20 protein-coding genes are annotated in these 22482 nt (G+C 39.5%); 8 read left to right on the plus strand and 12 right to left on the minus strand.

Annotated features, from left to right (window positions below):
• Positions 1 to 130: 130 nt before the first annotated feature.
• Together ACTQ53_RS06270 and ACTQ53_RS06275 are read left to right on the plus strand one after the other, a co-directional pair.
• Positions 131 to 1774, plus strand: a complete 1644-nt coding sequence (locus tag ACTQ53_RS06270) for an ATP-binding protein (RefSeq protein WP_441932457.1) — start codon at positions 131 to 133, stop codon at positions 1772 to 1774.
• 26 nt (positions 1775 to 1800) lie between these two features.
• Positions 1801 to 2445, plus strand: a complete 645-nt coding sequence (locus ACTQ53_RS06275; protein WP_441932458.1) for an HAD domain-containing protein — start codon at positions 1801 to 1803, stop codon at positions 2443 to 2445.
• Positions 2446 to 2502: 57 nt separating this feature from the next.
• Here ACTQ53_RS06275 and ACTQ53_RS06280 read toward each other — a convergent pair whose 3' ends face one another.
• Positions 2503 to 3420: a helix-turn-helix transcriptional regulator gene (locus tag ACTQ53_RS06280; protein WP_441932459.1), complete on the minus strand. Its 918-nt coding sequence runs from the start codon at positions 3418 to 3420 to the stop codon at positions 2503 to 2505.
• Positions 3421 to 3568: 148 nt separating this feature from the next.
• On the opposite strand from ACTQ53_RS06280, the gene ACTQ53_RS06285 reads away from it, so the two are divergent.
• Complete coding sequence (locus ACTQ53_RS06285; RefSeq protein WP_441932460.1) at positions 3569 to 3898, plus strand: hypothetical protein; 330 nt, start codon at positions 3569 to 3571, stop codon at positions 3896 to 3898.
• Between the two features lie 295 nt (positions 3899 to 4193).
• Here ACTQ53_RS06285 and ACTQ53_RS06290 read toward each other — a convergent pair whose 3' ends face one another.
• The 5 genes from ACTQ53_RS06290 to ACTQ53_RS06310 form a co-directional block, all read right to left on the minus strand.
• Entirely contained in the window at positions 4194 to 6500 is a 2307-nt protein-coding gene (locus ACTQ53_RS06290; RefSeq protein ID WP_441932461.1) for a DUF262 domain-containing protein, read from the minus strand.
• Positions 6501 to 6502: 2 nt separating this feature from the next.
• On the minus strand, positions 6503 to 8287 hold the full coding sequence (locus ACTQ53_RS06295; protein ID WP_441932462.1) for a GmrSD restriction endonuclease domain-containing protein: 1785 nt from the start codon (positions 8285 to 8287) through the stop codon (positions 6503 to 6505).
• 450 nt (positions 8288 to 8737) lie between these two features.
• Positions 8738 to 9055 (minus strand): nucleotidyltransferase domain-containing protein, encoded by a 318-nt coding sequence (locus tag ACTQ53_RS06300; protein WP_441932463.1) that lies wholly within the window; start codon positions 9053 to 9055, stop codon positions 8738 to 8740.
• A 26-nt stretch (positions 9056 to 9081) separates the two neighbouring features.
• Positions 9082 to 10122, minus strand: a complete 1041-nt coding sequence (locus tag ACTQ53_RS06305; protein ID WP_441932464.1) for a helix-turn-helix transcriptional regulator — start codon at positions 10120 to 10122, stop codon at positions 9082 to 9084.
• Positions 10123 to 10385: 263 nt separating this feature from the next.
• Complete coding sequence (locus ACTQ53_RS06310; protein ID WP_287594451.1) at positions 10386 to 10541, minus strand: hypothetical protein; 156 nt, start codon at positions 10539 to 10541, stop codon at positions 10386 to 10388.
• A 243-nt stretch (positions 10542 to 10784) separates the two neighbouring features.
• Here ACTQ53_RS06310 and ACTQ53_RS06315 point away from each other — a divergent pair, with 243 nt between their 5' ends.
• A complete protein-coding gene (locus ACTQ53_RS06315; RefSeq protein ID WP_441932465.1) occupies positions 10785 to 10982 on the plus strand; it encodes a hypothetical protein in 198 nt (65 codons plus the stop codon).
• 68 nt (positions 10983 to 11050) lie between these two features.
• On the opposite strand, the gene ACTQ53_RS06320 is transcribed toward ACTQ53_RS06315, so the two are convergent.
• Complete coding sequence (locus tag ACTQ53_RS06320) at positions 11051 to 12169, minus strand: porin (RefSeq protein ID WP_441932466.1); 1119 nt, start codon at positions 12167 to 12169, stop codon at positions 11051 to 11053.
• A gap of 19 nt (positions 12170 to 12188) precedes the next feature.
• Positions 12189 to 12848 carry a cysteine hydrolase family protein gene (locus ACTQ53_RS06325; protein WP_006847929.1) on the minus strand — a complete coding sequence of 220 codons (660 nt, stop codon included), beginning with the start codon at positions 12846 to 12848 and terminating at the stop codon, positions 12189 to 12191.
• A gap of 635 nt (positions 12849 to 13483) precedes the next feature.
• On the opposite strand from ACTQ53_RS06325, the gene ACTQ53_RS06330 reads away from it, so the two are divergent.
• From ACTQ53_RS06330 to ACTQ53_RS06345, 4 genes are all read left to right on the plus strand, one after another.
• Positions 13484 to 16678: a leucine-rich repeat domain-containing protein gene (locus ACTQ53_RS06330; protein ID WP_441932467.1), complete on the plus strand. Its 3195-nt coding sequence runs from the start codon at positions 13484 to 13486 to the stop codon at positions 16676 to 16678.
• A gap of 562 nt (positions 16679 to 17240) precedes the next feature.
• Complete coding sequence (locus ACTQ53_RS06335; protein WP_006847925.1) at positions 17241 to 17456, plus strand: DUF3791 domain-containing protein; 216 nt, start codon at positions 17241 to 17243, stop codon at positions 17454 to 17456.
• On the plus strand, positions 17453 to 17941 hold the full coding sequence (locus tag ACTQ53_RS06340) for a DUF3990 domain-containing protein (RefSeq protein ID WP_006847924.1): 489 nt from the start codon (positions 17453 to 17455) through the stop codon (positions 17939 to 17941). The genes ACTQ53_RS06335 and ACTQ53_RS06340 overlap by 4 nt, the downstream gene beginning before the upstream one ends.
• Entirely contained in the window at positions 17938 to 18159 is a 222-nt protein-coding gene (locus ACTQ53_RS06345; RefSeq protein WP_006847923.1) for a hypothetical protein, read from the plus strand. The genes ACTQ53_RS06340 and ACTQ53_RS06345 overlap by 4 nt, the downstream gene beginning before the upstream one ends.
• Positions 18160 to 18282: 123 nt before the next feature.
• Here the strand turns inward: ACTQ53_RS06345 and ACTQ53_RS06350 are convergent, their stop codons facing one another.
• From ACTQ53_RS06350 to ACTQ53_RS06365, 4 genes are all read right to left on the minus strand, one after another.
• Entirely contained in the window at positions 18283 to 18846 is a 564-nt protein-coding gene (locus tag ACTQ53_RS06350) for a hypothetical protein (RefSeq protein WP_441932468.1), read from the minus strand.
• Positions 18847 to 18909: 63 nt separating this feature from the next.
• The gene (locus tag ACTQ53_RS06355; protein ID WP_441932469.1) at positions 18910 to 20778 is read right to left on the minus strand and encodes a WG repeat-containing protein; all 1869 of its coding nucleotides are present in this window, start codon (positions 20776 to 20778) and stop codon (positions 18910 to 18912) included.
• A 32-nt stretch (positions 20779 to 20810) separates the two neighbouring features.
• On the minus strand, positions 20811 to 21068 hold the full coding sequence (locus ACTQ53_RS06360; RefSeq protein WP_441932470.1) for a hypothetical protein: 258 nt from the start codon (positions 21066 to 21068) through the stop codon (positions 20811 to 20813).
• 182 nt (positions 21069 to 21250) lie between these two features.
• Positions 21251 to 22150 carry a hypothetical protein gene (locus tag ACTQ53_RS06365; RefSeq protein WP_441932471.1) on the minus strand — a complete coding sequence of 300 codons (900 nt, stop codon included), beginning with the start codon at positions 22148 to 22150 and terminating at the stop codon, positions 21251 to 21253.
• Positions 22151 to 22482 lie beyond the last annotated feature (332 nt).

Genomic DNA, 22482 nt, shown 5'->3' on the forward strand with positions numbered 1-22482 from the left:
TGATGGGAAACAGACCTTATTTGAGAACCATATTGGGAGGAACTGACTTCAAAAGTCTTTCCCTCATGGAGAAAATTATATGTATTAATGTAGTGCTATTATGGTTATGCAAACGTCATGTAAGAAAGGTATGGAGCAGATGGACTTGCTCCAAGCCTTCGAGATTATCGTAGACAAGGCCAAGGGTTCTTCACTTGGTGAGAAGTTCTATCAGGAGGCAGACCCATATCTTGGATTTGTTTCTGACAAGTTGTGTATCTCCAAGCGTGCCAGTGCCATCATGGCATTGTTTGCCGACAGGTGTGATGACAATCACATCCAGTTTTCTGACTATACGGATTTTCTGGATTGCAGAATCCTTAGCTTGCTTCGATATTCCAAGGAGACAGAGGAACTTGTTGACAGGGAATATGTCTGCCGGAGTAAGGATGAAGGTCTTTACTACTGCATCCCCATGGAGGTGATGGAGGCATTTCAGCAGAATCAACGTTATATACCCTCTGATGTGGAGGAGCTTACAGCCAGGGAATTGTTTGACAAGTTCAATGAACTGTTCACAAAATGCCGTCGCAGGAAACTTGACAGGCAAATTTTGAAAAAGAAGCTCAGGGCATTGGTTCGCAAGAATGAGAACCTGGCTTTTGTCAAGGCCATATCTTCATTTGACATAGATGTGGAGGATACAGAATTTCCTCTTTTCCTGTTGTTCTGTACACTCTTTGTCATAGATGGTGATGACGATATCCGCTATCACGACTTGGAATTTCTCTACGAGGAGGGAGAGGCTGCCTGGAGATGGGCAAAGAGAGGCTTGAGCCAAGGTGACCATTTGTTCTTAGTGGAGAAGTTTATCGAGTATACCAATGATGATGGCTTTGTGGACAGGGAGTCCTTCAAGATTACAGACGATGCCAAGAAACTGCTCTTCTCTGAACTCAACCTGTCTTCCATGCGTGGTGTCCGGCCGAAGGGAGGGATGTTGTCATTTGAGGACATCAAACCCAAGCAGCTGTTCTACAACAGTAAGGAACGAAAGCAAGTTGATGAGCTGGCAACACTCTTGGAGGAAGAGCACTACCAGAGTATCAGAAATCGTCTGAGGGAAACCAATTTCAGGAGTGGCTTTGCTTGTCTTTTCTATGGCCCGCCTGGTACTGGCAAGACGGAGACTGTTCTTCAGATAGCAAGGAAGACAGGGCGTGACCTGATTCAGGTGAACGTGTCAGAGGTTAAGAGCATGTGGGTTGGCGAGAGCGAAAAGAACATCAAGGGTATCTTCGATGACTATAAGCAGAAGGTGAAGCAATCTGTCAAGGCTCCTATCCTGTTATTCAATGAGGCTGATGCTATCATCGGCAAGCGGCAGGTGGGAGCGGAAAGAGCTGTGGAGAAGATGGAGAACAGTATTCAGAACATCATCCTTCAGGAGATAGAGCAGCTGGATGGTATTCTCATCGCCACAACCAACCTCGCAGAGAACATGGACAAGGCTTTTGAGCGTCGTTTCCTCTATAAAGTTAAATTTGAGAAGCCTGATTTGGCTTGCCGCTCACAGATTTGGCAAGCGATGATACCTTCTTTGGAGGATGCTGATGCTTCTTTCCTTGCTGCCCGCTATGATTTCAGTGGTGGTGAGATTGAGAATATTGCCCGTCATTACACCATTCAGACCATTTTGCATGGTAGTCCGGAGAAGATGGTCAAGTCTCTTACCGAGTTTTGCGAGAGCGAGAGGTTGGAAGGAACCAGGGCCAAGAGAAAGATAGGATTCTAATGTATAATTAAAATTAAATATCCCCTATGGAGAAGTATATATTTTTGGATTTCGATGGAGTGCTCAATACTCCTAAAGGTAAGTTTGATCAGAAAGCGATAGGCAAGTTACGCCGCTTGTTGGAAAGATGTGATGCCAAGGTCATCATTTCTTCCACCTGGCGATTGCAAGGCGTGGAGTACATACGGCAATTATGGAAGGAGTATCATTTGCCAGGTGAAGTTACTGACTTGACTCCTTCATGTAATTCCATCACTTTCTGTAGTGCAGACGGTACTAAAGAGTGGCAATGCTTACATGAGGCAAAAGGATTGGAAATCGCAGAATGGTTGAGATTGAATGCCAAGGAGCCTTATCGTTATGTCATTTTAGATGATGAAGAGAATCTCCTGTTCAATCAACGTGAACATCTTGTAAAAGTTGATGGTAGCAAAGGTCTTAATAAGGCTGATGTGAGAGTTGCAATTCAAATCTTAAATACCAAAGAGATCAGTCAAATGAAACGTTGGTTTTATGGTGCCTTAAAATATATTGCTTTATATATTTTTATGGTGATACTTTTCATGACTTTTGTTTACTGGTATCCGGGGGAAAAAGTGATGAACACGAATCGTCATTTCCTTATGATTCAAAATAGTTTGCATCAATATCATTTTCCTTGGCAGAAATGAAAATGGCGGTAAATACAAAATTACGTATTTACCGCCTTAATCATTTGTTGAGAGGAGTTAAGAAGGGCAGATCTTGTATTTCTTAGCAAGGTTTCTCAACCTTTCACTCACCTCTTCCCTTAGCCATTGTGGTTCCAGTACTTCCATGGTGTCCATGTTGGAGAAAATCTCCTGTTCGAAATCAAACTCTGGTTTCAGGTGATACTCAAAGATGGAGTATTCATCGGTACGCTTCATTTCCTTTTGAGACTCATGGAGAGGAAGATTACGTATGTAGTTGCTCTGGAAGGCATCTATCTTGAGCACCACCTTCTGAACTTCGGAATCCTCGTTATTGATGATTCCGAAGCAATCCTTGAAATATTCGGCCGGTTTCAAATCCTTTGGCATCTTGAAAACTTTGTCTGAGATGATGACATTTTCCATACGGTCAAGGGCATAACAACGGATATCGTCTGTGCCAGGGCTATAGGCAACCACATACCAGCGTTTCTTGAAAGCCTTCACGAAATAAGGATGGATGTCAAACTCATAATACTTCTCGGAATTGTAACTATAGTAAGAGATGAAAATGACATGGTTGTCACGCATGGCCTTGATGATGTCTTCCAGAAAGTTTCTGCCAGAAGGCATGTCCTCAAGAAGGACTCGTTCCTTGAGCTTGCGGCTGTTGCTAACCATGGCATGGAGGGAGAAGGCATTGAGCATCCAACTTCGGGTACTTCCTTCCTCGAAGCAGTCGCCATACTCGATGTTGTAGCGGTATCCGCTGCCACATTCGATGTTTATCTCAAACAGTTCCTCGATGCTATGGATGTTGTTGATGAAGGTTCTTCGGGAGAGTTCCGTTCCCTCACTGAGGTCAGAGTCCGACCATCTGCTTTGGATTTCCTTCAGGGTGATGCCGCCCCTTTTCTTTGCCCGGTGGATGGTTTCCACGAGCCAGACATATTTGTTTAATTGGTTGATTGCCATATTATCTTGTTTTATTTTGTTTCTTATAATTTTGGTACAAAGATAACGGAAAAGTAGGAAAATATGTTGCACAAGTTGAATTATTTTTGATGTGTGAAGTGATTTTACACCCATTTCTTCTATCTTTGCATTAAAAACTTAGAAAGAAATGATGAATTGTAACAGAAACAGACAAATGGTCAAGCGCCGTATCTATTCCTTTCAAATGGACGGCGAGGGTAGGGCAGAGGCAATCTGTCGTGCCTTCCAGCAGTATACACTTGTAGATTGGGCCCTATATGATAGGGTGTCTTTTCAGATTGTATCTTCTGTGAAGCACCCTTTATTGATGAGAGAACTTTCTCAGCTCATGTCGATAGCGCAGTCATTCAAGGATTCTGCCCAGGTGGAACTTACCCAAAGGATACTGTCAGGTGACGAGCAAAGATTACTGTTGATTATACTGGCCTGCAAAACTGAAAACGTTGCAAAGCATTAATCTTGATTCCATGTGACGAAGCTCTGATAAATGATGGTTGGATTTTATAAAGATATTACTCTTTGTTTGCGAGGAAGGTGCTCATTCACCTACCTTATTATGCTATCTTGGAGCTTTTTAAGCAGTTTTCTACATTTCTCGCCTCCGTATGTGAATTTTGCAATCTCTTATTAGGGAGTTGGCATTCGACTCTATTATTTTATTAATATTTGTTTGTTAAAGACTATGCTCACGCCCTTGGGGGATAATGGGCGTGAGCATATAAGTATGTGATGATATTTGACTATCTCTTCTCTCATTTGACAATAGCGTTGTTGTTCAGAAATGAATCTATTAAAACATTGATATAATCATGAGCTTTTTTTATATCATCGTTTTCGATATGATGTTCATCGTTATCATAACCTATATACGGAATATCGAACAAAGGAGAATCCAGATTGGCAACTTGTTGCCAATTCCAGCTGTCACGAGCTGGGTAGATGGTATAACTATACGAGTAACCTAATAAAATATTTCCCCAATTAAATGATTCATATGGAATTATATAATTAGATTGAATATCTATATAGGCAGAAACAGCTCTGTCATCATAATAATTGAGAAGATATACTCCTTCCTTACAAGTATCTGCTTTCAAAACCTTTAGTGTAAGCCAAGACTTTATCAATTCAATATGGTCATGAGGGGCTCTGATAAACTCAGATACCTCATGTCGAATATAGTTCTTCATATATTCAATTTGGTCGTCACTTGATATGAGTTCCATTATTTGAGATTTTTCAAGCCACCATGGTGTTTCATCCTTGTGGGAAAAGTAGCAGCCCTCATATTCCCATTTTGTTCGTTGGATATGTCCAATCTGAACGAGTCCGGAAATTACACGGTACAGTCTATACCAATTCGAGAACTGGTATTCTTCTTTTTTTACTTGGTCTTCATTAAGCATTCTGCATAACTTGTCTATTTTCAAGAAACGTTCCTTAAGAGTTTCAAAGTCAATATCCTCTTTGTTACAATCGTTCCAAAGTGGAGTTAAATCGCCCATTAGGTATTCATTATCCTCCCATAAGTCTATGGCTTCAGGGTGTTCCTCACGAAGTTTGTCCTTGATTTGCTCATTCTTGTCATACCATATAGGAATGTCGATGAGAGGAATTTTAGAGAATGTAATCTTTTCGTTTTCAATATTGAGCAGATCTTTATCTTCTACTTGGTTAATTATTTGTATCAAATAGCGCCAATCCATTTTGTTTTGTCCCCTTCTTGTAGCTACATTATTTTCATCTTTCGCCCACAAACCATCGAAGTAATTTCTTCTAATGCGACGTGTAAATGCTGTAAGCTGTTTTGTATTAGGATGTTCTGCTAACAATGCAATCAGTGGCAAAACGATATCCAAATCAGCATTTCTAAGCCATTGCCAGACATTTTCTTGATTATCTAGGGCTATATCCTTATTCTGTCTTCTATAAATACTATGCAGAATAGTCTGAAGCTCAACATCGCTAGTTATTTTTTCAACAAGTCTTGTCAATGCCTTAAAATACTTTTCAATATTGTCAAGAGAACGGAATTTCTCATAATTTTCCATACTCAGTTTTACTTCTTTTGTTGACTCTTTCATCTTTGTTGGAGCACTTATGAACAGATTTCTTGGATTCAAAGGCACAGGTTTTTCATTCACCCAAGCTCTTTCCTGCATAAGCCCAATCTGCCAATACCACATAAAAAAAACTTGCATGCCATTGTCTGAAGTTGTGTCAGTCCCACGATGATTCCAGAACCATTCTTCTCTATCTTCCCATTGGTCTGAATACAATTGGACTTGCTCCTTGGTTAATTTGGAATTACCAAGAAGTATTGGCTTGATGTTTTCTGTGGGTGATAAAGGCTCACCAGTAGTGTTTATTATAACATAAGTTTCTTCTCCTCTTGAACGGTTCTCCATGTCATAATAGAGAACTCTAAGATTATTCAAAACAAATTTTCCAAGTTCCAAAAAACAATTAAATTCCAACGAATTAAATACATTATCTATGATTTGCAGTGCAGCAATCATACTTTGAATAGATGCATCGTTGTCATATTCTGCGAAATACCAGTTTGATAGTTTTATATCAGTAACTTCTGTATTTCTTTCGATGAACACGTTACGTGAAAGATCGCTTAAGAAATAGAGGGTACTTTCACGGATTGCATATTGCAGATGTGGCTCATAATCGTCTTTTCTTTCCTGTTTTGAGATAATATAATCGTCATATACGCCAGAACACTTAATGTTTATGTAGCCCAAAATCAAGAAAAGAGTTGTCAATCTTTGTTGACCATCACATATCTGGATATGATTATGTGGTTGTTCGTACCCGTAAATTAGCCCCATGGTGAGAGAAGAGTCACTCTTTTCTTCAAATAACTCGACAATATTCTTTACGAAGTCAGATACGAGTTCCTTTGTCTTGCTAGATTTTCTGTCTGTTACAGCATAATTGCCCCAGCAATAATCACGTTGCAGATCAGGGATGATAATCTTTGTATCACCTCCAAAAAGGTCTGCTAATGAGTATTCTTTGCCACTAATAAAACTTATAACCTTATTCATGTCTAATCTAAATTGTATAATTTCTTAAAAAGTTCGAGGAATTTATCTGCACTCTTCTCAATATCTTCTATTTCCCAGTTGCTGCTAGCAAATGAGGATATAGTATGGAGTAGATTTCTACTTTCAAAGCACCTCTCATTATTGAAAAACTTTTGTTTTTTCTCTTCAAAAGGCAGATTGCCAAATTCGGAATTATTTATACCATATAGCAGTACAAGATTTCCGATACAATGTTCGCTATATCTTGAATTGTTGCTGAATACGGCTTGTGAATCCTTCAACTCTGAAATTTGGTCTTTTTCTATCTCTTTACCATCTCCTCTAATATATAAAACCGTGTCATGTTCTTTATCATATTCAGTGTGAAAGAACTTCGATTTTGGATATATATGCTCAAGAGATTTATTTTCCCATATTGAAAAATCAAATTTCACACCATTCTGTGCATTAAGTCTGTTATACTCAGTAACGTTAAGCCATAATAATTGCTTAAAGGCTTCGTCATTTGCGACATTATAGACATGAGAATTTGACAGTTTCTCTAATGTTATCTTTGCTTTTTCTACACGCTTTTCTGAATTAGGAGTTTGCATTTCTGTATTTATAGCATCGATAGTATATTCTTCTACAATTTCTTTATGAGTACATCCAACTAAACGCCACTTGGCGTAATCATTCATTGCTTCATAATCACGTTTGTGTTCCAGAAAGTATATAATTATATTATATTTATCTTCTGCCTCACCATTTGAGCCAATAAGAGATAGTTTCAGATAATTATATGATGTAGGTGCATTAAAGACATCCTCGAATTCTTTTTGTAAATCGCGAAGTTCCTTAAATACTTCTTTTGCACTTGTTTTATTACCGTCAGGAATAAGCTGATTAAATGATTTGTAGGAAAATTCATTTTTTGAACCTGATTTCTTCTTGAAATAATATTCAAGGAGCAATCCCATTGGCTTATTGACATTAAAGAACTCCTTGACATCTTTTCTATTCCACCAATAAAGCCATTTGTCCCATTCTCTAGCATATTTTGAGCGTAGTGCGTTGTTTTCCCATTCAACAGATATGATTTCTTGAAGAACTGCATATGTGTCTTCTACACTTCTCATTTTTGGGAGGCCTTTAATCTCTTCAGGAAGTGAAACGATATGGAGCATCTCTGCTTTAATGAGTTCTTCATCATGCATAATAGCTTTTTGTCCGTTCATCATTGTAAATGTACGGACAGCTTTAGTGCGATCTATGACGATATAAAGTAGACTTATTTTATTCAAAAGATAATTCAAGAAATCAGTCCTGTCAGTAATCTCTGCAATGAGTTTGTTTATCTGGCTGATTGCCTGCTTAAAATAGTAGATGTCTTGAATTTTGTTATCAGAATCAAATGAGTTGTAGTCAAATTCTGGTTCTTTCAGTTTCTCCAGGAACTCTTTTGATTGCTTTCGAATACTATAGTTCAAAGAAATATCTTTATGTATTATATTTTTAGGGTCAAGACACCACAATAAGAGATATAATGTTGTAGTTCTCTGTTGTCCATCTATTAGGGTTACCTCATTACCCTCTTCAACAACAGTCATTCCTTGAAGAAAAAACTGCTGGTTAGGATTATTATGATAGGACTTAATAAGGCTAGAAACCAAATACTCAACCGAAGTCTCGCCTTTGGATTCTTTAACAGACCACTTATACCCCCTTTGGTAACTCGGTATGATGAATATTTTACTACCATTATCTGGGTAAAAATACTCCTTAAGAGTTTTGAAATTTGTTGCCATATGTTTGAATCTTGTTTAAAATTCCACATACCCCTGATATATAGGGGAAATAATAACAGCTTCTTAGTAAATAATTATGCCCCTTGTAGTCATTTTTTAACAAAGGAACAGCAAATTAATGAGTAACTGTTATGGATGCAAAGTTAAGCAATTTTTTGAGTAATCCAGTATTTTTAGTGTTAAAAGTTCATTGTGAGCCATTTAAATAGCACTTTTATTAGATTTACTGTACTGGGAGCTTTTTCTTTTAGTTCATAGTAGAAAACTTCCTTTCAATATAAAAAACTTAAAACCACATTTCTGTTTACCTTCAGGAATGTGGCTTTGAGTCTTCTTGTATTTTACTATTTGAGCAGCAGTACAGATGCGGCGTTGGATATTTCCGTGGCTATTCTGTTTACTGTATCGTACATCAGCTTGTTGAGCTTGTCATCATGACTGGTCTTTTTCTCAGAGTGAAGGGTTGGAGCTTTTGAAGAGGCGCAGGGCTTTCTTCAGATCCCAGCCGGACATGTCTGTTTCATCAGGGAACATCTGCTCGATGGTATCCTTTTGCTCTTCGATATGGAAGTACCACTCTGGTTCATGGACATAGATGAAGCGTACATCCCAATCGCTGTCAGGAGATGAGAAGTCCCATGCCCTGCTGCCGGATTCTACGGCATACAGTATTTTGATGTGGTGTTGCTCCTCGATTTCCCGAAGGTGTTTGCTGATTCTTTCCTGGATAGCGTACTGCTCTGGTTGATTATTGTTCTGTTCTTTCATTTCTTTCTTCTTTTTAATTGTTGTCTTCAATTGTCGCCTTCTTCGAAATGGAAAGGCTCTTCATAGATGTCTGCCATTTCCTTTGTCTTGTCTTTCATATAGCTCACGGCACATCGGGGAGAGATGACTCTTACTCCTGGGCCATAGCTCATGAGGACGGAGTAGAGCTCGAAGTTGATGACCACGGAGATCTTGAAGATGCAGCTGCCGTCCTTGTTTTCTCGGATGAGCTGCTGGCTGTGATGAAGGGGTTTGGTCTGGATATACTTACTCTGTTCTCTGGAAGCCCAGAACTTGATGGTGCGAGGCTTGTTGTCGATATTCTTGCTCACTCCTATGACATCGTCAAAGAACTTCTCGCTATCGAACTTGGGATTCTCACGGAATGGCTCTTCGATTGGTTCAATGGATACCATTCTGTCAAGAGCCAAGTTATATAGGACCAGGTCTTTCTTCACTGAGCCGAAAAGGAACCATCTGTTTCTGTATTCCTTCAGCAGATAAGGGTAGAGGATGTATTCGTTTGCCTCCTTTGCGTTGAATGACTGATACATGATTCTCAGAGTCTGCTTGTTGGCTATGTAATTGTAGAGAGGGTTCAGGAGTTCCAAGCCTTTAAGGTTTGGCACCGAGTCAAAGTGGATGATGGGCTTTCTGTTGCTTTTGCTGATAGACAGCTTGTCTTGCAGTCTTCCCACCACGTCTGCCATTTCCGAGAAGTGGTCAAAGTCCTCCAGTTGCTTGAGCATTTCTACGGCTTCTTTCATGATCTCATAGTCGTTTTCAGACAGAGGCATGTCGAAGATGGAATAGTTGGGGTCTGCATAGCGGTAGTATTTGCCGTCATACACCTCTATAGGGGCATTGTAGCCCAGCTTGTCACTACGCATAATCTGCAGGTCTGCCTGCACGGTTCTCAAAGACACGCCTTTTGAGATGCCTTCCATGTCATAGAGAGCATCGCTGCAAGCATCCACCAGGTTGTCGATGGTCCATCGGCGATACTTGTTTCTCAGGCAATTATCTATCGTCTTGTACCTTATCAGGGCATTCTTGTTTGCTGGCATAAGCTATTCTTTTTAAATTCTATTGCAAAGATAGCAAATAACTCCGCAATCTATTTGCGGAGTAGCCAAATTTTAACTTTTTCCTGCACAAAAAGATACAAAAGGAGGATTCCGGAAGCAAGAATCCTCCTTGATTTGTCGATTGAATGGATGCATTCACGAAAGAACAGGTTCGTAAGCGCTATATTTTTACCTGTTGTCGTTCTCATTGTCGGTAAGGCCATTCTTGATGGAATGTAAACTCCTAATATTTTGTAGATACCTTATCTTCCGTTGTCATGGTCATGAATCCATGCCTTCTGCTCATAGCTGAGTCTATCCCAGCTGGTACGAGGCTTTTTCTTGTCGGTGTGGGTAATGGCTTTGCCAAAACCTTTCAACAGCCATGCAAAGAACATAAACAAAAATATACTTCCCATAATTTTAAAATAGTTAGCCAGCACCTTGGAACCATTACTCGGTTTCTCTGAATCACGATGCAAAGGTAGGAAGTTTCTGTGCAGAGTATCTGTATAGAAAAATATTTTTGCAATTTTTGATGTTTTCATGGAAAAAAACGCTCTTTTGGTCTATTTTGATGAGTAGAGTTATATTTTTCCGGTTGGATATTGTCTTTTCAATGGATTTTGTTATATTTGCAATTGCAATTAAATTTTTGCTTTATGGAAAAGTTGAAGTCTTTTATCGATGTAAACAAACGAATTGTTCTGAACTTGATAGAGTTGGATGAACAGAATGCATCACAGGGGGTTAATCTGGATGATGCGGTTATTGCTGTGTGGAAAGCTTTGGTGTATCTCGATTATAAGAAGCTGAATACTAAAGATTCCAAGTGGCGTTATGTTGCTTTTATGAAGTAGATAGCTTATGACTAATAACAACATAAGATTTATGGGGGATGCATTCTGTTCCTGCATCCCCCATATGATTAAAATTTTATGGAAAGTTCTGTGTTAATCAAGCTGTAGTTATGCTTGCTAAGTGTACGGTTATTGACTAAGGCATACTCTGCAGAGAATTTCAGATTTTTGGTGAAATAGTAATCGGCGCCTGCTTCGTAGAAGGTTTGGGCTGAATTCCATTCACCATTATTTCTGTAGAGGTCATATCGAGCCTTTAGACTCACTTTGTTCTTTAGCACAGGCACAATACCTAAGGCATAGAAACCGTCTGCTTTGTTGCCATTGTCTGACAAATTGCAGTCCGAAGCACTGTCATCGTTCGTGTTGGTCATTGTTTTTGCAAAGGCTTTTCCTGTAGAGTGGATGTATTCTGAGCGGAATGTCCATCCATTAGAATCATATTCTCCACTGATGGCATATCTGTACTGAGGGAGACTTCTCACTCCCTTTTTCTGCTCGCCTGAAGTTTCGTCCGTCCAGGTGCCTTTTCGGGCGTAGCTACCTTCCCAGCCGGAAACACCAATACGCATACCCTCAATTGGCATCACCCAGAAACTGGCTACCACATTCTTTCTCTGATCTACGTCTTTGAGATTGATGCCCTGGCCGTTTACGACACTTACACCATAATGAAGAAGGTTTCTGCCGTTTTCATTCTCCAGGAAGTCTCCTTCTGCCATGATACCGATATCTCTACCGTTGCTTGAATGCATGCCTGAACGATCACTGTAGCCTGTGAATTTCAGAACTGCCTGCCCATTATCCATGAAGCCTACATCTACAGGGTGGATTGGACTCTCAAATGTAAAGGGTACCTGGAATTCACCTACTCTTACATTGAAAGCCTTGTATTTTTGCCATTCAATGAACAAATCTACCACGCGTGGTGAACTGGCGAGGGTAGAAGTGTTGCCTGTTATCTGGAGTTGTGTTTTCCAGTAAAAATCTCCTGCGACCTTGCCATCCAATGCCAGTCTTGCCATTCTGAGATTGAAGGTATTAGCTTCATTATCTTTGGGGTTTGTCCATTGGTATTGAGCAATGGCAAAGCCTGATATCCTTATGTTGTCTGCCCAGGTTGACTTTTGGGCGAACAATGAGAGTGAAGACATGGCCAGTAGGGCACTTATATATAGCTTTCTCATGTTTCCTGCCTGTTTGAATTTACTTGTACTCTTTTTCTACTTCATCCAAGGAAATACATTTGATGCCCATATTTTTCATGTCAAATACGTTGGCTGCAGCAACTTCTGGAGTCTTTGCCGAACAGGCATCTGTACAAACGACAGTTTCATAGTCATAGCTCATGGCGTCATTGGCTGTACCTCTGACACAGTTTGGATACTGTGTACCGGCCAAGACAACTGTCCTGACACCCATGCGTCTTAACATGAGATCAAGATTTGTGTTGAAGAAGGCTGAGTTTCTGAACTTGGGTGACATGATGTCTTCTTTCTCCGGCTTGAGACCATCTACGAGTGCTCCACCCCAGGTTCCTGGTACGCAATAACCCGTTTTTCCTTCAACAAAGAGGGGGATACGTGGTGCATCGACATCAACACCAGATGATCTGTGGTCGCGGGTTACCCAGACTACTTTCCAGTTCTTGCTTCTGCCATATGCGATGAGCTTATTGATTGCCGGTATCGTAGCCTTTGCGCCAGCTACACACAACTTTCCCTTAGGATCGACGAAGTCATTCTGCATGTCGATAACCAGGATAGCTACATCGTGCTTCTCTACTTTGGCTGTTGGGTACTCGTTCTGTGCGTTGGTTGAAAGAACTGCCATTGCCATCATTACCATAAAAACAATCTTCTTCATAATCTTACCTTTTTAATTAATACTCTTTGTTAACTTTTCGAGTGCAAAGGTACGCAGAATGTTTGGAAGAAGAAAATAATACCAGCAAAATGTTACTGATAACCTACATGCGCTTTCTATATGTTTTAATAAATTTGGATATGTGTAACAATGTGTAAGTGTAATGATTGTTTTCCTTACGATTTGAATAAATGTATAGAGAGGTGCTATATATGAGTACTATTTGACTCTATATAGTACCTCTTATATAATAGGAACATCCAGAATAATGAATGATTACTTCTTGTAGACTACTTTCAATTCTTCAATTTTCTTTTGGGCATCCTGAAAATTGGTTGTTAATGACTCTGCATTCTTGACAAAGACGGTACTGCTAGAGTATCTTTCTAGTTTCATATACCAGTTGGCCTTGCCGTTGGATACATAGTAGCCGATTTCATTACCTTTTGTTTGGTCGATTTACAGATGTACACGACATAGAAATGGATATTCTCTCATATATTTCCATTGGAATAGAAATAATAAGCGATGATTAATCATTTTTCTGCAGTTTCTTTTGTTGGTTTGAAATTTAATGTGTACTTTTGCCATGTCGTATATTCATACGGCTATATGAATCATTAATTGTAAAAGCTATGCAGTATCCAACCCTATTAGAATATATGAAGGCTATTCAAGATGCCGGTGTCAATCTTGACAAGTTGACTCACCTTTCTGTCGTATTAGATGGTCACGGAGAACCCTGTCACATCAGTGGTGATTCTTCCGTGGTATTCAAGATGCAGGACAAGACTACCGGGAAATGTTATGCTCTCAAGTGTTTTACGAAAGCTCAGAAAGAATGTGCTGATGCGTCTTCCAACAGTAGTTCTGTGAAGTATCTGGAGAAGGAACTCTTGGTTCAGAGTCAAGGTAAAGAGGAGAAATATCCGGTACTATTGATGGATTGGGTGGATGGTGATTCTCTGGGGGCTTGTCAGTTGAAAGTAGAGGATATGTCAACAGTAGCAACGAAAGCAGAGTTAAATGAGGCCATTACAGATGAATTTGGCGTAAAATACAGCAAAGATGGAAGAAAACTATTGAAAGTTCCACAAAAGCTTAAGGGTACTTATGCCATAAAAGAGGGGACAAATATTATTTGTGATTTGGCATTTTGTTGTTGCAAATCTTTGAAGAGTCTTATTCTTCCTGACAGTGTTATTTTCATTGGGAATGAGGCATTTAGTGATTGCGATTTGTTAAGCAGTCTCGTTATTCCTAATAGTGTTACTTCCATTGGGAATAGTGCATTTAGTGATTGCGTTTCTTTGAGTAGTCTCGTTATTTCTGATAGTGTAACTACCATTGGTGATGGTGCATTTTTTGGTTGCAGATCTTTGAGTAGTCTTGTTATTCCTAATAGTGTTACTAGTATTGGAGATAGGGCATTTTGGGCTTGCTCTTCTTTGAAGAGTCTTGTTCTTCCTGATAGCGTTACAAGTATTGGAGATGGTGCATTTAGTGGTTGCTCTTCTTTGCGTAGTCTTGTTATTCCTAATAGCGTTACAAGTATTGGGGATGGTGCATTTGATGGTTGCTCTTCTTTGTGTAGTCTTGTTATTCCTGACAGTGTTACAAGTATTGGGAAGAGTGCATTTTATGATTGTGAATCTTTGAGCAGTCTCGTCATTCCTGATAGTGTTACTAGTATAGGGGATAAAGCATTTAAGAATTGTACTTCTTTGAGCAGTCTTATCATTCCTGACAGCGTTACTTGCATTGGGGATAGTGTATTTTCTGGTTGCTGTTCTTTGGAGAGTCTTGTTATTCCTTGTAGTGTAGTGAACTTGAAAGGTAATCCCTTTTGCAAGTGGTATGGTGAACTGAAAAGCTTGCCACCTTACTTTATTTATGATAATAAAATATTGTTTGATAAGGACAAAAGCACAATTATCTCGTTCAGAGACAAAGATACTACATCATATGTCATTCCTGATGGAGTTACTAGCATTGGGGATGGTGCATTTTGTGATTGCTATTCTTTGAGTAGTCTTGTTATTCCCGATAGTGTGACTCGTATAGGGGATAGTGCATTTGATGGTTGCACTTCTTTGCGTAGTCTTGTTATTCCTAACGGTGTTACTATCATTGGGGATAGTGCATTTGAGGATTGCGAATCTTTGACGAGTCTTGTTATTTCTGATAGTGTAACTAGCATTGGGGATGGGGCATTTAGTGGTCACTCTTCTTTGAGTACTCTTGTTATTCCTGATAGTGTTACTCGTATTGGCAATAGTGCATTTTGGTGTAACGATTCTTTGCGTAGCCTTGTTATTCCTGATAGCGTTACAAGTATTGGAGATGATGCATTTTGTTATTGCTCTTCTTTGTGTAGTCTTGTCCTTTCTCATAGTGTTACTAGCATAGGGGATAGGGCATTTAGTGAGTGCTATTCTTTGAAAAACCTCGAAATTCCTGATAGTGTAACTAGTATTGGGCTTGGTGCATTTTGGGATTGCTCTTCTTTGCGTAGTCTTGTCATTCCTGATGGAGTTACTAGCATTGGGAATTTTGCATTTAGTGGTTGCTCTTCTTTGCGTAGTCTTGTTATTCCTAATAGTGTTACTTCCATTGGGAATAGTGCATTTAGTGGTTGCTCATCTTTGCGTAGTCTTGTTATTCCTGATAGTGTAACTAGCATTGGTGATGGTGCATTTGATGGTTGCTCTTCTTTGCGTAGTCTTGTCATTCCTGATGGAGTTACTAGCATTGGGGATATGGCCTTTTATGGTTGCTCTTCTTTGAGTAGCCTTGTTCTTCCTGATAGTGTTACCAGTATTGGGGATAGTGCATTTAGTGGTTGCTCTTCATTGCGTAGTCTTGTTCTTCCTGATAGTGTTACTAGCATTGGGGATAGGGCATTTAGTGGTTGTTCTTCTTTGAAAAGTCTTGTCATTCCTGATGGTGTAACTAGCATTGATGATAGGGCATTTGATGGTTGGAACGGTGAACTGAAAAGTTTGTCACCGTATTTTATTTATGACAATCATGTATTATTTAATAATGAAAAAAGTAGAATTATCTCGTTTAGAGACAAAAATGCTACGTCATATGTCATTCCTGATGGAGTTACTAGCATTGGGAATTTTGCATTTAGCGATTGCTCTTCTTTGCGTAGTCTTGTTATTCCTGATAGTGTTACTAGCATTGGGAATGAAGCATTTAGTGATTGCTCTTCTTTGAGTAGCCTTGTTCTTCCTGATAGTGTTACCAGTATTGGGGATAGTGCATTTAGTGGTTGCTCTTCATTGGGTAGTCTCGTTATTCCTAATAGTGTAACTAGTATTGGGGATAGTGCATTTAGTGGTTGCTCTTCTTTGGGTAGTCTTGTTATTCCTGATAGTGTAACAAGTATTGGAGATAATGCATTTAGTGGTTGCTCTTCTTTGAGTAGCGTTGTTATTCCTGATAGTGTAACTAGTATTGGGCTTGGTGCATTTTGTTATTGCTCTTCTTTGAGTAGCGTTGTTATTCCTGATAGTGTAACTAGTATTGGGCTTGGTGCATTTTGTTATTGCTCTTCTTTGCGTAGTCTTGTTATTCCTGATAGCGTTACTAGCATTGAATATGGTGCATTTTGTTATTGCTCTTCTTTGCTTAGTCTTGTTATTCCTGATAGTGTAATAAGTATTGAGAATAGTGCATTTAGTGGTTGCTCTTCTTTGCGTAGTCTTGTTATTCCTGATAGTATAACTAACATTGGGGATAGTGTATTTTGGGGTAGCAATTTGCCAAATGATCTTAAAGAGGAATTAATTTCTCGTTTTGGAGATAAAATATTTGGGTAACCATGATGGGCTCTGATGTGAAATTGGGCTACCTGATTCTGGGAATAGAGTAAGGTGGCCTTTTTCTGAAAGTTGTTTTCTTGAACTACCCACAAGCTAAAGACTTATGGCTCTCTATGAACGATTCAGAGCAATCAACATATGATTGCTCTGAACTATTCTTCTTTTGTTTTAATCGAGTTTTCTTATCTTAATGCCATTCAAGAAAGCTTTTCCTTGCAAAGACTTTAGATGTATATGGATGCTCGTGTCATTGTTTCTTGCAATATACCTACGCTTGAAGGATGGAAAAACTTGCTGAACTGTATGCTTATAAAAGGACGGCTGGGTATGTCAATCCTACCATCGGACTTGTTTTTTGTGCCTATTAAATTCGCATTTACTATACATAACAGGACGTCAAAGTGGATTCTGTTGCATTTTTAGTCTAAAATACCTTAATATTATGCAAAAAAAATGCCTTTTATGAAAAAATGTCGCAATAAAACATTATTTTTGTAGGGGAAATGCAATGAGAATATAAATTGCATAAAGGTTGTTTTAGAAGAGAAAGGGAACAATAATGAATAACGGACAACAAGACAAGGCTATGTTTGTATCGTTCTGCATAGAGCAATACGCAAAAGCTAAGAATATAACTACAGAAGATGTGGTAAGCTTGTTTGAGCAATATGGTATTTCAGAGCATTTCTGTGAGTTCTACGATGTGCTCCACACCCAAGGTGGTCAGTGGTTGGTCGAAGAAATTGATAAAATGATAAGCGAGAGAAGAAAATGAGCAAAGTATATCATGGAAGTGTTGAAGAAGTGAGAAATCCAGAGATACGCCAGTCGAACCGTTCTCTAGACTATGGCTCAGGCTTCTACACAACAACCTCTTACGAACAGGCAAAGAAATGGGTAGAGCGGAGAATGAAGGATAAAGGAGAATCTATCGGTTATGTGAATGTCTACGAATTGGATGACGAGGTAATGGAGGACATGAAATCGCTCTTCTTCGAGAATCCAACAGAAGAATGGGTGAATTTTGTGATGAAGAACCGTACCGAGAGGGACTTCACACATGACTATGACGTCGTGTATGGCCCTGTGGCTGACGATAGCGTTTATACTCAGTTTGCGCTTTATGAAGCCGGTATCATCAGTATGCCTACTCTCATTCAAGAATTGAAAACATACAAATTGGTTGACCAGTATCTTTTCCATACGGAGAAGTCGCTGCAAACCATTAAATTTGTTGAATCGAAAATGATAAAGTTATGAATGCAAAAATAACGCAAGACAACTTGTATATGTTGTTGCCATTGAAGATTGGATGGCTTGCCCCTTGGCTCTCTGAAGACAAGGGCATAAGTCTTACGGATGCCATCCACCTCATATATCGCTCAAAACTCTACAAGAAGTTATCCACCGAAAGTACCCAATACTGGCACTTTGGACCGGTAGACTTATACAATGAGCTGAAGAAAGAATTTCAATAGTAGAAGTTATGCTAGCTGTCATGTCTGAAAAAACTTGAATACAAAAAAAAGAGGTACTATATATGAGCTTGATTTGACTCTATATAGTACCTCTTTTTTTTGTTCATTCAAAATAATGAATGCTTACTTCTTGTAAACTGCTTTCAGTTCCTCGATTTTCTTTTGGGCATCCTGAAAATTGGTTGTTAATGACTCAGCATTCTTGACAAAGACTGTGCTGCTGGAGTATCTTTCAAGTTTCATGTACCAGTTGGCCTTGCCGTTGGAAACATAGTAGCCGATTTCAAAACCGTCATTGGTGACAAAGCGGTTTTCCAGGTAATCAGGATTTGCTGAGCAGTCTGTATCAGCTTCTACTACCAATTTGGCTAATGCCTTGTTGATTTCAACCAAGTCCGAGTACTCTATCATGGCAATGTGAGCAACGCTTCTATTGGTCTCAGGGTCTTCTATTCTGTAAAAGTAAGAATTGAACTGTTCGCCCATGGCAGTTCTTATGCTTGTGGACAAACTACCTAGGAAGCTCTCAGGGATACTTGGCATTCTGACATCTACAAACTTAAAAATCCTTCCTGTCTTGGAGGTAATCTGCTCAAACTTGGTGAGTTTCTTGGCTGCGTCATTTTGAGCATTTGAAACTACTGGCATCATCAATGCCATCAACATAATCATTACAATCTTTTTCATATCTTTGAGTTTTGGGAAGAGCCACCTTATTATACATAGATGACTCTTCAAGTTAATTGAATCCTAATCCACTACAGCAGTGTCAGCTTCAGTAGTGTCTGCTGCTACTTCGTCAGAGAACAGGTCGTTCAGGTATCCGTAGGAGATATCTTTTGGATCATCCTCTTCGCATGCATCCTTATATATGGAGATATCAATGTCCTTTACGGCTTTGAGTTGTCCCCAATATATGGTAACCTTGTCCTTTTCCATGGTGACGATGGCTCGCTTTCCATTGTTGAGGGTAACAACGACTGCTCCATTGTTCTCTTTAGCCACCTTGCCCCAAGTCTTGATTTTCTGGGAAAGGGCATTGAAGAGTGTTCTGAGTTTACCATGCATTCTGCCGTAGTTGTAGATTAAGAGGCCGAACATGGTTGGCTTCACCTTATTCCATACATAGCCGGTTGGTATTTTGTCATCGTGATACCAATAGTAGTCCCCAAAGTAATAGTCTATGACTTTTTTGGTTCTGTAGGTCTGTCTGCTGAGGTTGCCGGAATATTGGATGCTGATCCAGCCATTGATACCTTCAGATTCACCGCACAGCATGACGTCGTTCTTGAAGTCATACCAATAGGGAGTACCGGCCTTATGCTTCTTGTCACCGATGGCCAGGTCTTGTTCTACTTCCATCTTGACTGCCTGCTGCGGAGTTGACTGAAAGTTGAAGCCATACAAGCCGTCCTGTGATATGTTGAATCCTGCTACCAGTTTGTCGATATCCACAAAATCACTTTCTGTGTAGTTTTCTCCTTCATAGGTGCCAATGTCAACGATGTCTGGCAGATTCTCCAGCTGTTTTGCGTTCTTGTCAATGATAGAGTAGATCTTGTCATTGGGTTTCACAAGTGCATGCTTGCCGTCGAACATGGAGAATAGGGTAGCCTTCACATAGGAATCTTCACCTATCTGGTTGTCCTGCTGGTCAATATACTTGTATTCATAGGTATCTCCATTCTTGACCAAAGCAATCAAAGTTCCGTCTTCATCATAGTAGAGGAATTCATACTTGGCTCTAATCAGGGTTTCTCCCTTTACATTCATGAGGCCCCATCCGTCACCATTATTATAGGTGAAGACATCTCCATGGATGGTGCCTATATTCTTCAGTTTGGAAGTTGGTTTGACGATGATCTCTCCTTTATCGTTCATGATACCCCATGTTTCCTTACCGTCCTTCTTTACGGAGACGGCCAGTTTCCCATCTGTAAACTGGTATTGGATATTTTCATACTTGCCAGCTGAAAAGTTGAAGAGTTCCTGGCCGTTGGGATTAATCACTGAGATTTTTACCTTGTCCTTCTGATCTTTCTTGACTTCCTTTCTGTACTTGGCGTTCACTCCAATGAACTTTCCATCACCATAGTCGTTGAGAGAATAGTATTCCGGCTTTACTACACAGTCACCGTTCTGGTTGATCACTCCCCAAAGAGAATCGGTTGTCATGAATACGGCATAGTCTCCTTCGAAAGCTCTTACACCATCTACCTGTTTTCCGTCAATTTTATCGAGGTTTTTGACCACTCTTCCTTCCGTGTCAATGATTGCTACCGGTTGATTCTTGGGTGCAACAAGGGCTCTGCCATTGCGAAAGCCTGATGTATGTGCATAGTCACCACCGATTTTCTTCGGTTTTTCCGTGGCATCATACATTTCCCATACTCCTTCTTTGGTTCTTACGAAGAATCTTCCATCTCTAACAACGGTTGGCTTGTTTTTGAACTCCTCCTTGAAGAGGACTTTACCATCAAGGGAAATCATGCCCCATTGTCCATCGGCGGTTTCCAGGAAAGGGATATACTCTACGTTGCCATTCTCTGTTTTTGAGCAAGAGAAAAACATCATGGTGAGCATTGCCACTACAAGAAATGATAAATTTCGTCTGTTCATATTGGTTTTATTTTGATCAGGTTTGAAAACTGTTAATATTCTGCTTCTGGGTCATATTCCGGATCATCTTCAAAGTGATCGTAGTCATCCTCCTGGAAGGTATCTTCATCAGGATAGCTGTCAGATGAAGAGTCGGATGGATCGAAGTCCTGGTTTTCACAGGTGCAGTCCCAATCTTCACATGTTCCTTCTTCGTAGGCGTCACGATAGCCGTCATGGTAGCCTTGGTCATAGCGTTGGCTTTGCGCTTTTAAATCGGGAGCTGTATGATGCTTTTGCTTCCCAAACAAGAAATCTAATAGTCCCATAATCTTATAGTTTTTGGTTTCACTGGTGCAAAGATAGTTTCTTTCAGTGCAGTCTATCTGCACTGAAAGAAAAAATTGTTAGACTATGAATCGATCAGAACTTTTGTAAAGGATAAAGGGTGAATATTTTTGGCTCACCCTTTATCTTATTATTCTCTAAATACTTAATGTATCAAATAGCCACCTTCAGTAGTTCCTACTATATAGAACTTATTTGGAGTGCCAATCTTAAAGCGCTTGAATTTGTCAGAGGTCTTCATGCCATAACACTCACTCTTTTCTTTCACGTCTTCTGTAGCAGACTTTTCAGAATAGTTGGTGATGGCTTTTACCCAAAACACATTATCTATGTGCTTTTCTGCAATATCATTTTTGGCGAATCCGTAGGCTATACGGTTATTGAAGGTATAAGGGGTATTATCCTTCGAATATGAGCCCAGAAGATACGTTTTAGAAGGGAAATCCTTTTCTTTATCGCAAGTACGTTGCCAAGATGGAGATACTGAATATGTTCCAAATACTTTGAAACTCTTGGCAGGAATACACTCGATTTCCTTCTCCTTTACGGTAACACTTTGCGTTGTTGACTTGATGAACTTAGTCAGGCTTGATGTTGATTTAGCGTTACCATTCCAGGAATAGGTGTCATTTCCCCAAAATCCGCTACCTGAAAGATAGGCATTTGCTGAACCATAGCCTACGCCTTTGGCTATACTGTTTACGGAAGCCGATGCTGTGGTAACCTGATTGTAGGTTGCAGTAGAATAGGTTCGTCCCTGATAATACTCATTGGCCAAGCCATTCAAGGTGAAGAACGTCTGCGTTAAGTTAACGAAGATGTCCTTGTCAGTCTTGTTTATAATGGCGAATTTCACAAAGCCGCCTTCCGACCATAAGTTATACAACACTTTGCAATCCTCATTCTCATACACTAAAGAGTTGTCCTGCATCTTCATGTTGCTATCATAATCAACATCGTATACTTGATAGAACGTACTCTTGCATGATACCATGCTCAAACCAAGAACAGCAACCAAGGCTGTCTTCATAATAAACTTTTTCATATGCGTAATGTTTTAAGTGATTATTTGCCAACAAAGTTATCAAAAATATCAATTGATTGAATCTCGTGGCACTATTTTTTATGGAATATTATACTTTGATTTTTGTACATCAAAAAAACTTCTTTATCTGAATTCTGATACACTGTGTCGGATAGTTCCGTTTGTTTTGATATTGGGAGCTGCATGATGCTTTTGCTTCCCTAACACGTAATCTAATAGTCTCATTGTATATTGTTTAAAATGTTGTATTCGAAAAAAATAATTATTTTAGGAATATTTCTCAAAATTTTGACAGTTTTTTGAAATATATTTAGTATTTTTGCATTTGTAAT

Origin of the sequence: Prevotella sp. Sow4_E9_plate, assembly GCF_052116205.1 — a bacterium.
In the GTDB taxonomy this organism is placed as follows: domain Bacteria; phylum Bacteroidota; class Bacteroidia; order Bacteroidales; family Bacteroidaceae; genus Prevotella.

Coding starts and splice junctions, on each gene's coding strand:
- ACTQ53_RS06315 (WP_441932465.1), top strand. CDS start 10,785: ATGGAAAAGTTGAAGTCTTTTATCGATGTAAACAAACGAATTGTTCTG.
- ACTQ53_RS06300 (WP_441932463.1), bottom strand. CDS start 9,055: ATGAAAGAACAGAACAATAATCAACCAGAGCAGTACGCTATCCAGGAA.
- ACTQ53_RS06275 (WP_441932458.1), top strand. CDS start 1,801: ATGGAGAAGTATATATTTTTGGATTTCGATGGAGTGCTCAATACTCCT.
- ACTQ53_RS06345 (WP_006847923.1), top strand. CDS start 17,938: ATGAATGCAAAAATAACGCAAGACAACTTGTATATGTTGTTGCCATTG.
- ACTQ53_RS06325 (WP_006847929.1), bottom strand. CDS start 12,848: ATGAAGAAGATTGTTTTTATGGTAATGATGGCAATGGCAGTTCTTTCA.
- ACTQ53_RS06280 (WP_441932459.1), bottom strand. CDS start 3,420: ATGGCAATCAACCAATTAAACAAATATGTCTGGCTCGTGGAAACCATC.
- ACTQ53_RS06335 (WP_006847925.1), top strand. CDS start 17,241: ATGAATAACGGACAACAAGACAAGGCTATGTTTGTATCGTTCTGCATA.
- ACTQ53_RS06270 (WP_441932457.1), top strand. CDS start 131: ATGGAGCAGATGGACTTGCTCCAAGCCTTCGAGATTATCGTAGACAAG.
- ACTQ53_RS06295 (WP_441932462.1), bottom strand. CDS start 8,287: ATGGCAACAAATTTCAAAACTCTTAAGGAGTATTTTTACCCAGATAAT.
- ACTQ53_RS06285 (WP_441932460.1), top strand. CDS start 3,569: ATGATGAATTGTAACAGAAACAGACAAATGGTCAAGCGCCGTATCTAT.
- ACTQ53_RS06305 (WP_441932464.1), bottom strand. CDS start 10,122: ATGCCAGCAAACAAGAATGCCCTGATAAGGTACAAGACGATAGATAAT.
- ACTQ53_RS06310 (WP_287594451.1), bottom strand. CDS start 10,541: ATGGGAAGTATATTTTTGTTTATGTTCTTTGCATGGCTGTTGAAAGGT.
- ACTQ53_RS06340 (WP_006847924.1), top strand. CDS start 17,453: ATGAGCAAAGTATATCATGGAAGTGTTGAAGAAGTGAGAAATCCAGAG.
- ACTQ53_RS06350 (WP_441932468.1), bottom strand. CDS start 18,846: ATGAAAAAGATTGTAATGATTATGTTGATGGCATTGATGATGCCAGTA.
- ACTQ53_RS06330 (WP_441932467.1), top strand. CDS start 13,484: ATGCAGTATCCAACCCTATTAGAATATATGAAGGCTATTCAAGATGCC.
- ACTQ53_RS06290 (WP_441932461.1), bottom strand. CDS start 6,500: ATGAATAAGGTTATAAGTTTTATTAGTGGCAAAGAATACTCATTAGCA.
- ACTQ53_RS06355 (WP_441932469.1), bottom strand. CDS start 20,778: ATGAACAGACGAAATTTATCATTTCTTGTAGTGGCAATGCTCACCATG.
- ACTQ53_RS06320 (WP_441932466.1), bottom strand. CDS start 12,169: ATGAGAAAGCTATATATAAGTGCCCTACTGGCCATGTCTTCACTCTCA.
- ACTQ53_RS06365 (WP_441932471.1), bottom strand. CDS start 22,150: ATGAAAAAGTTTATTATGAAGACAGCCTTGGTTGCTGTTCTTGGTTTG.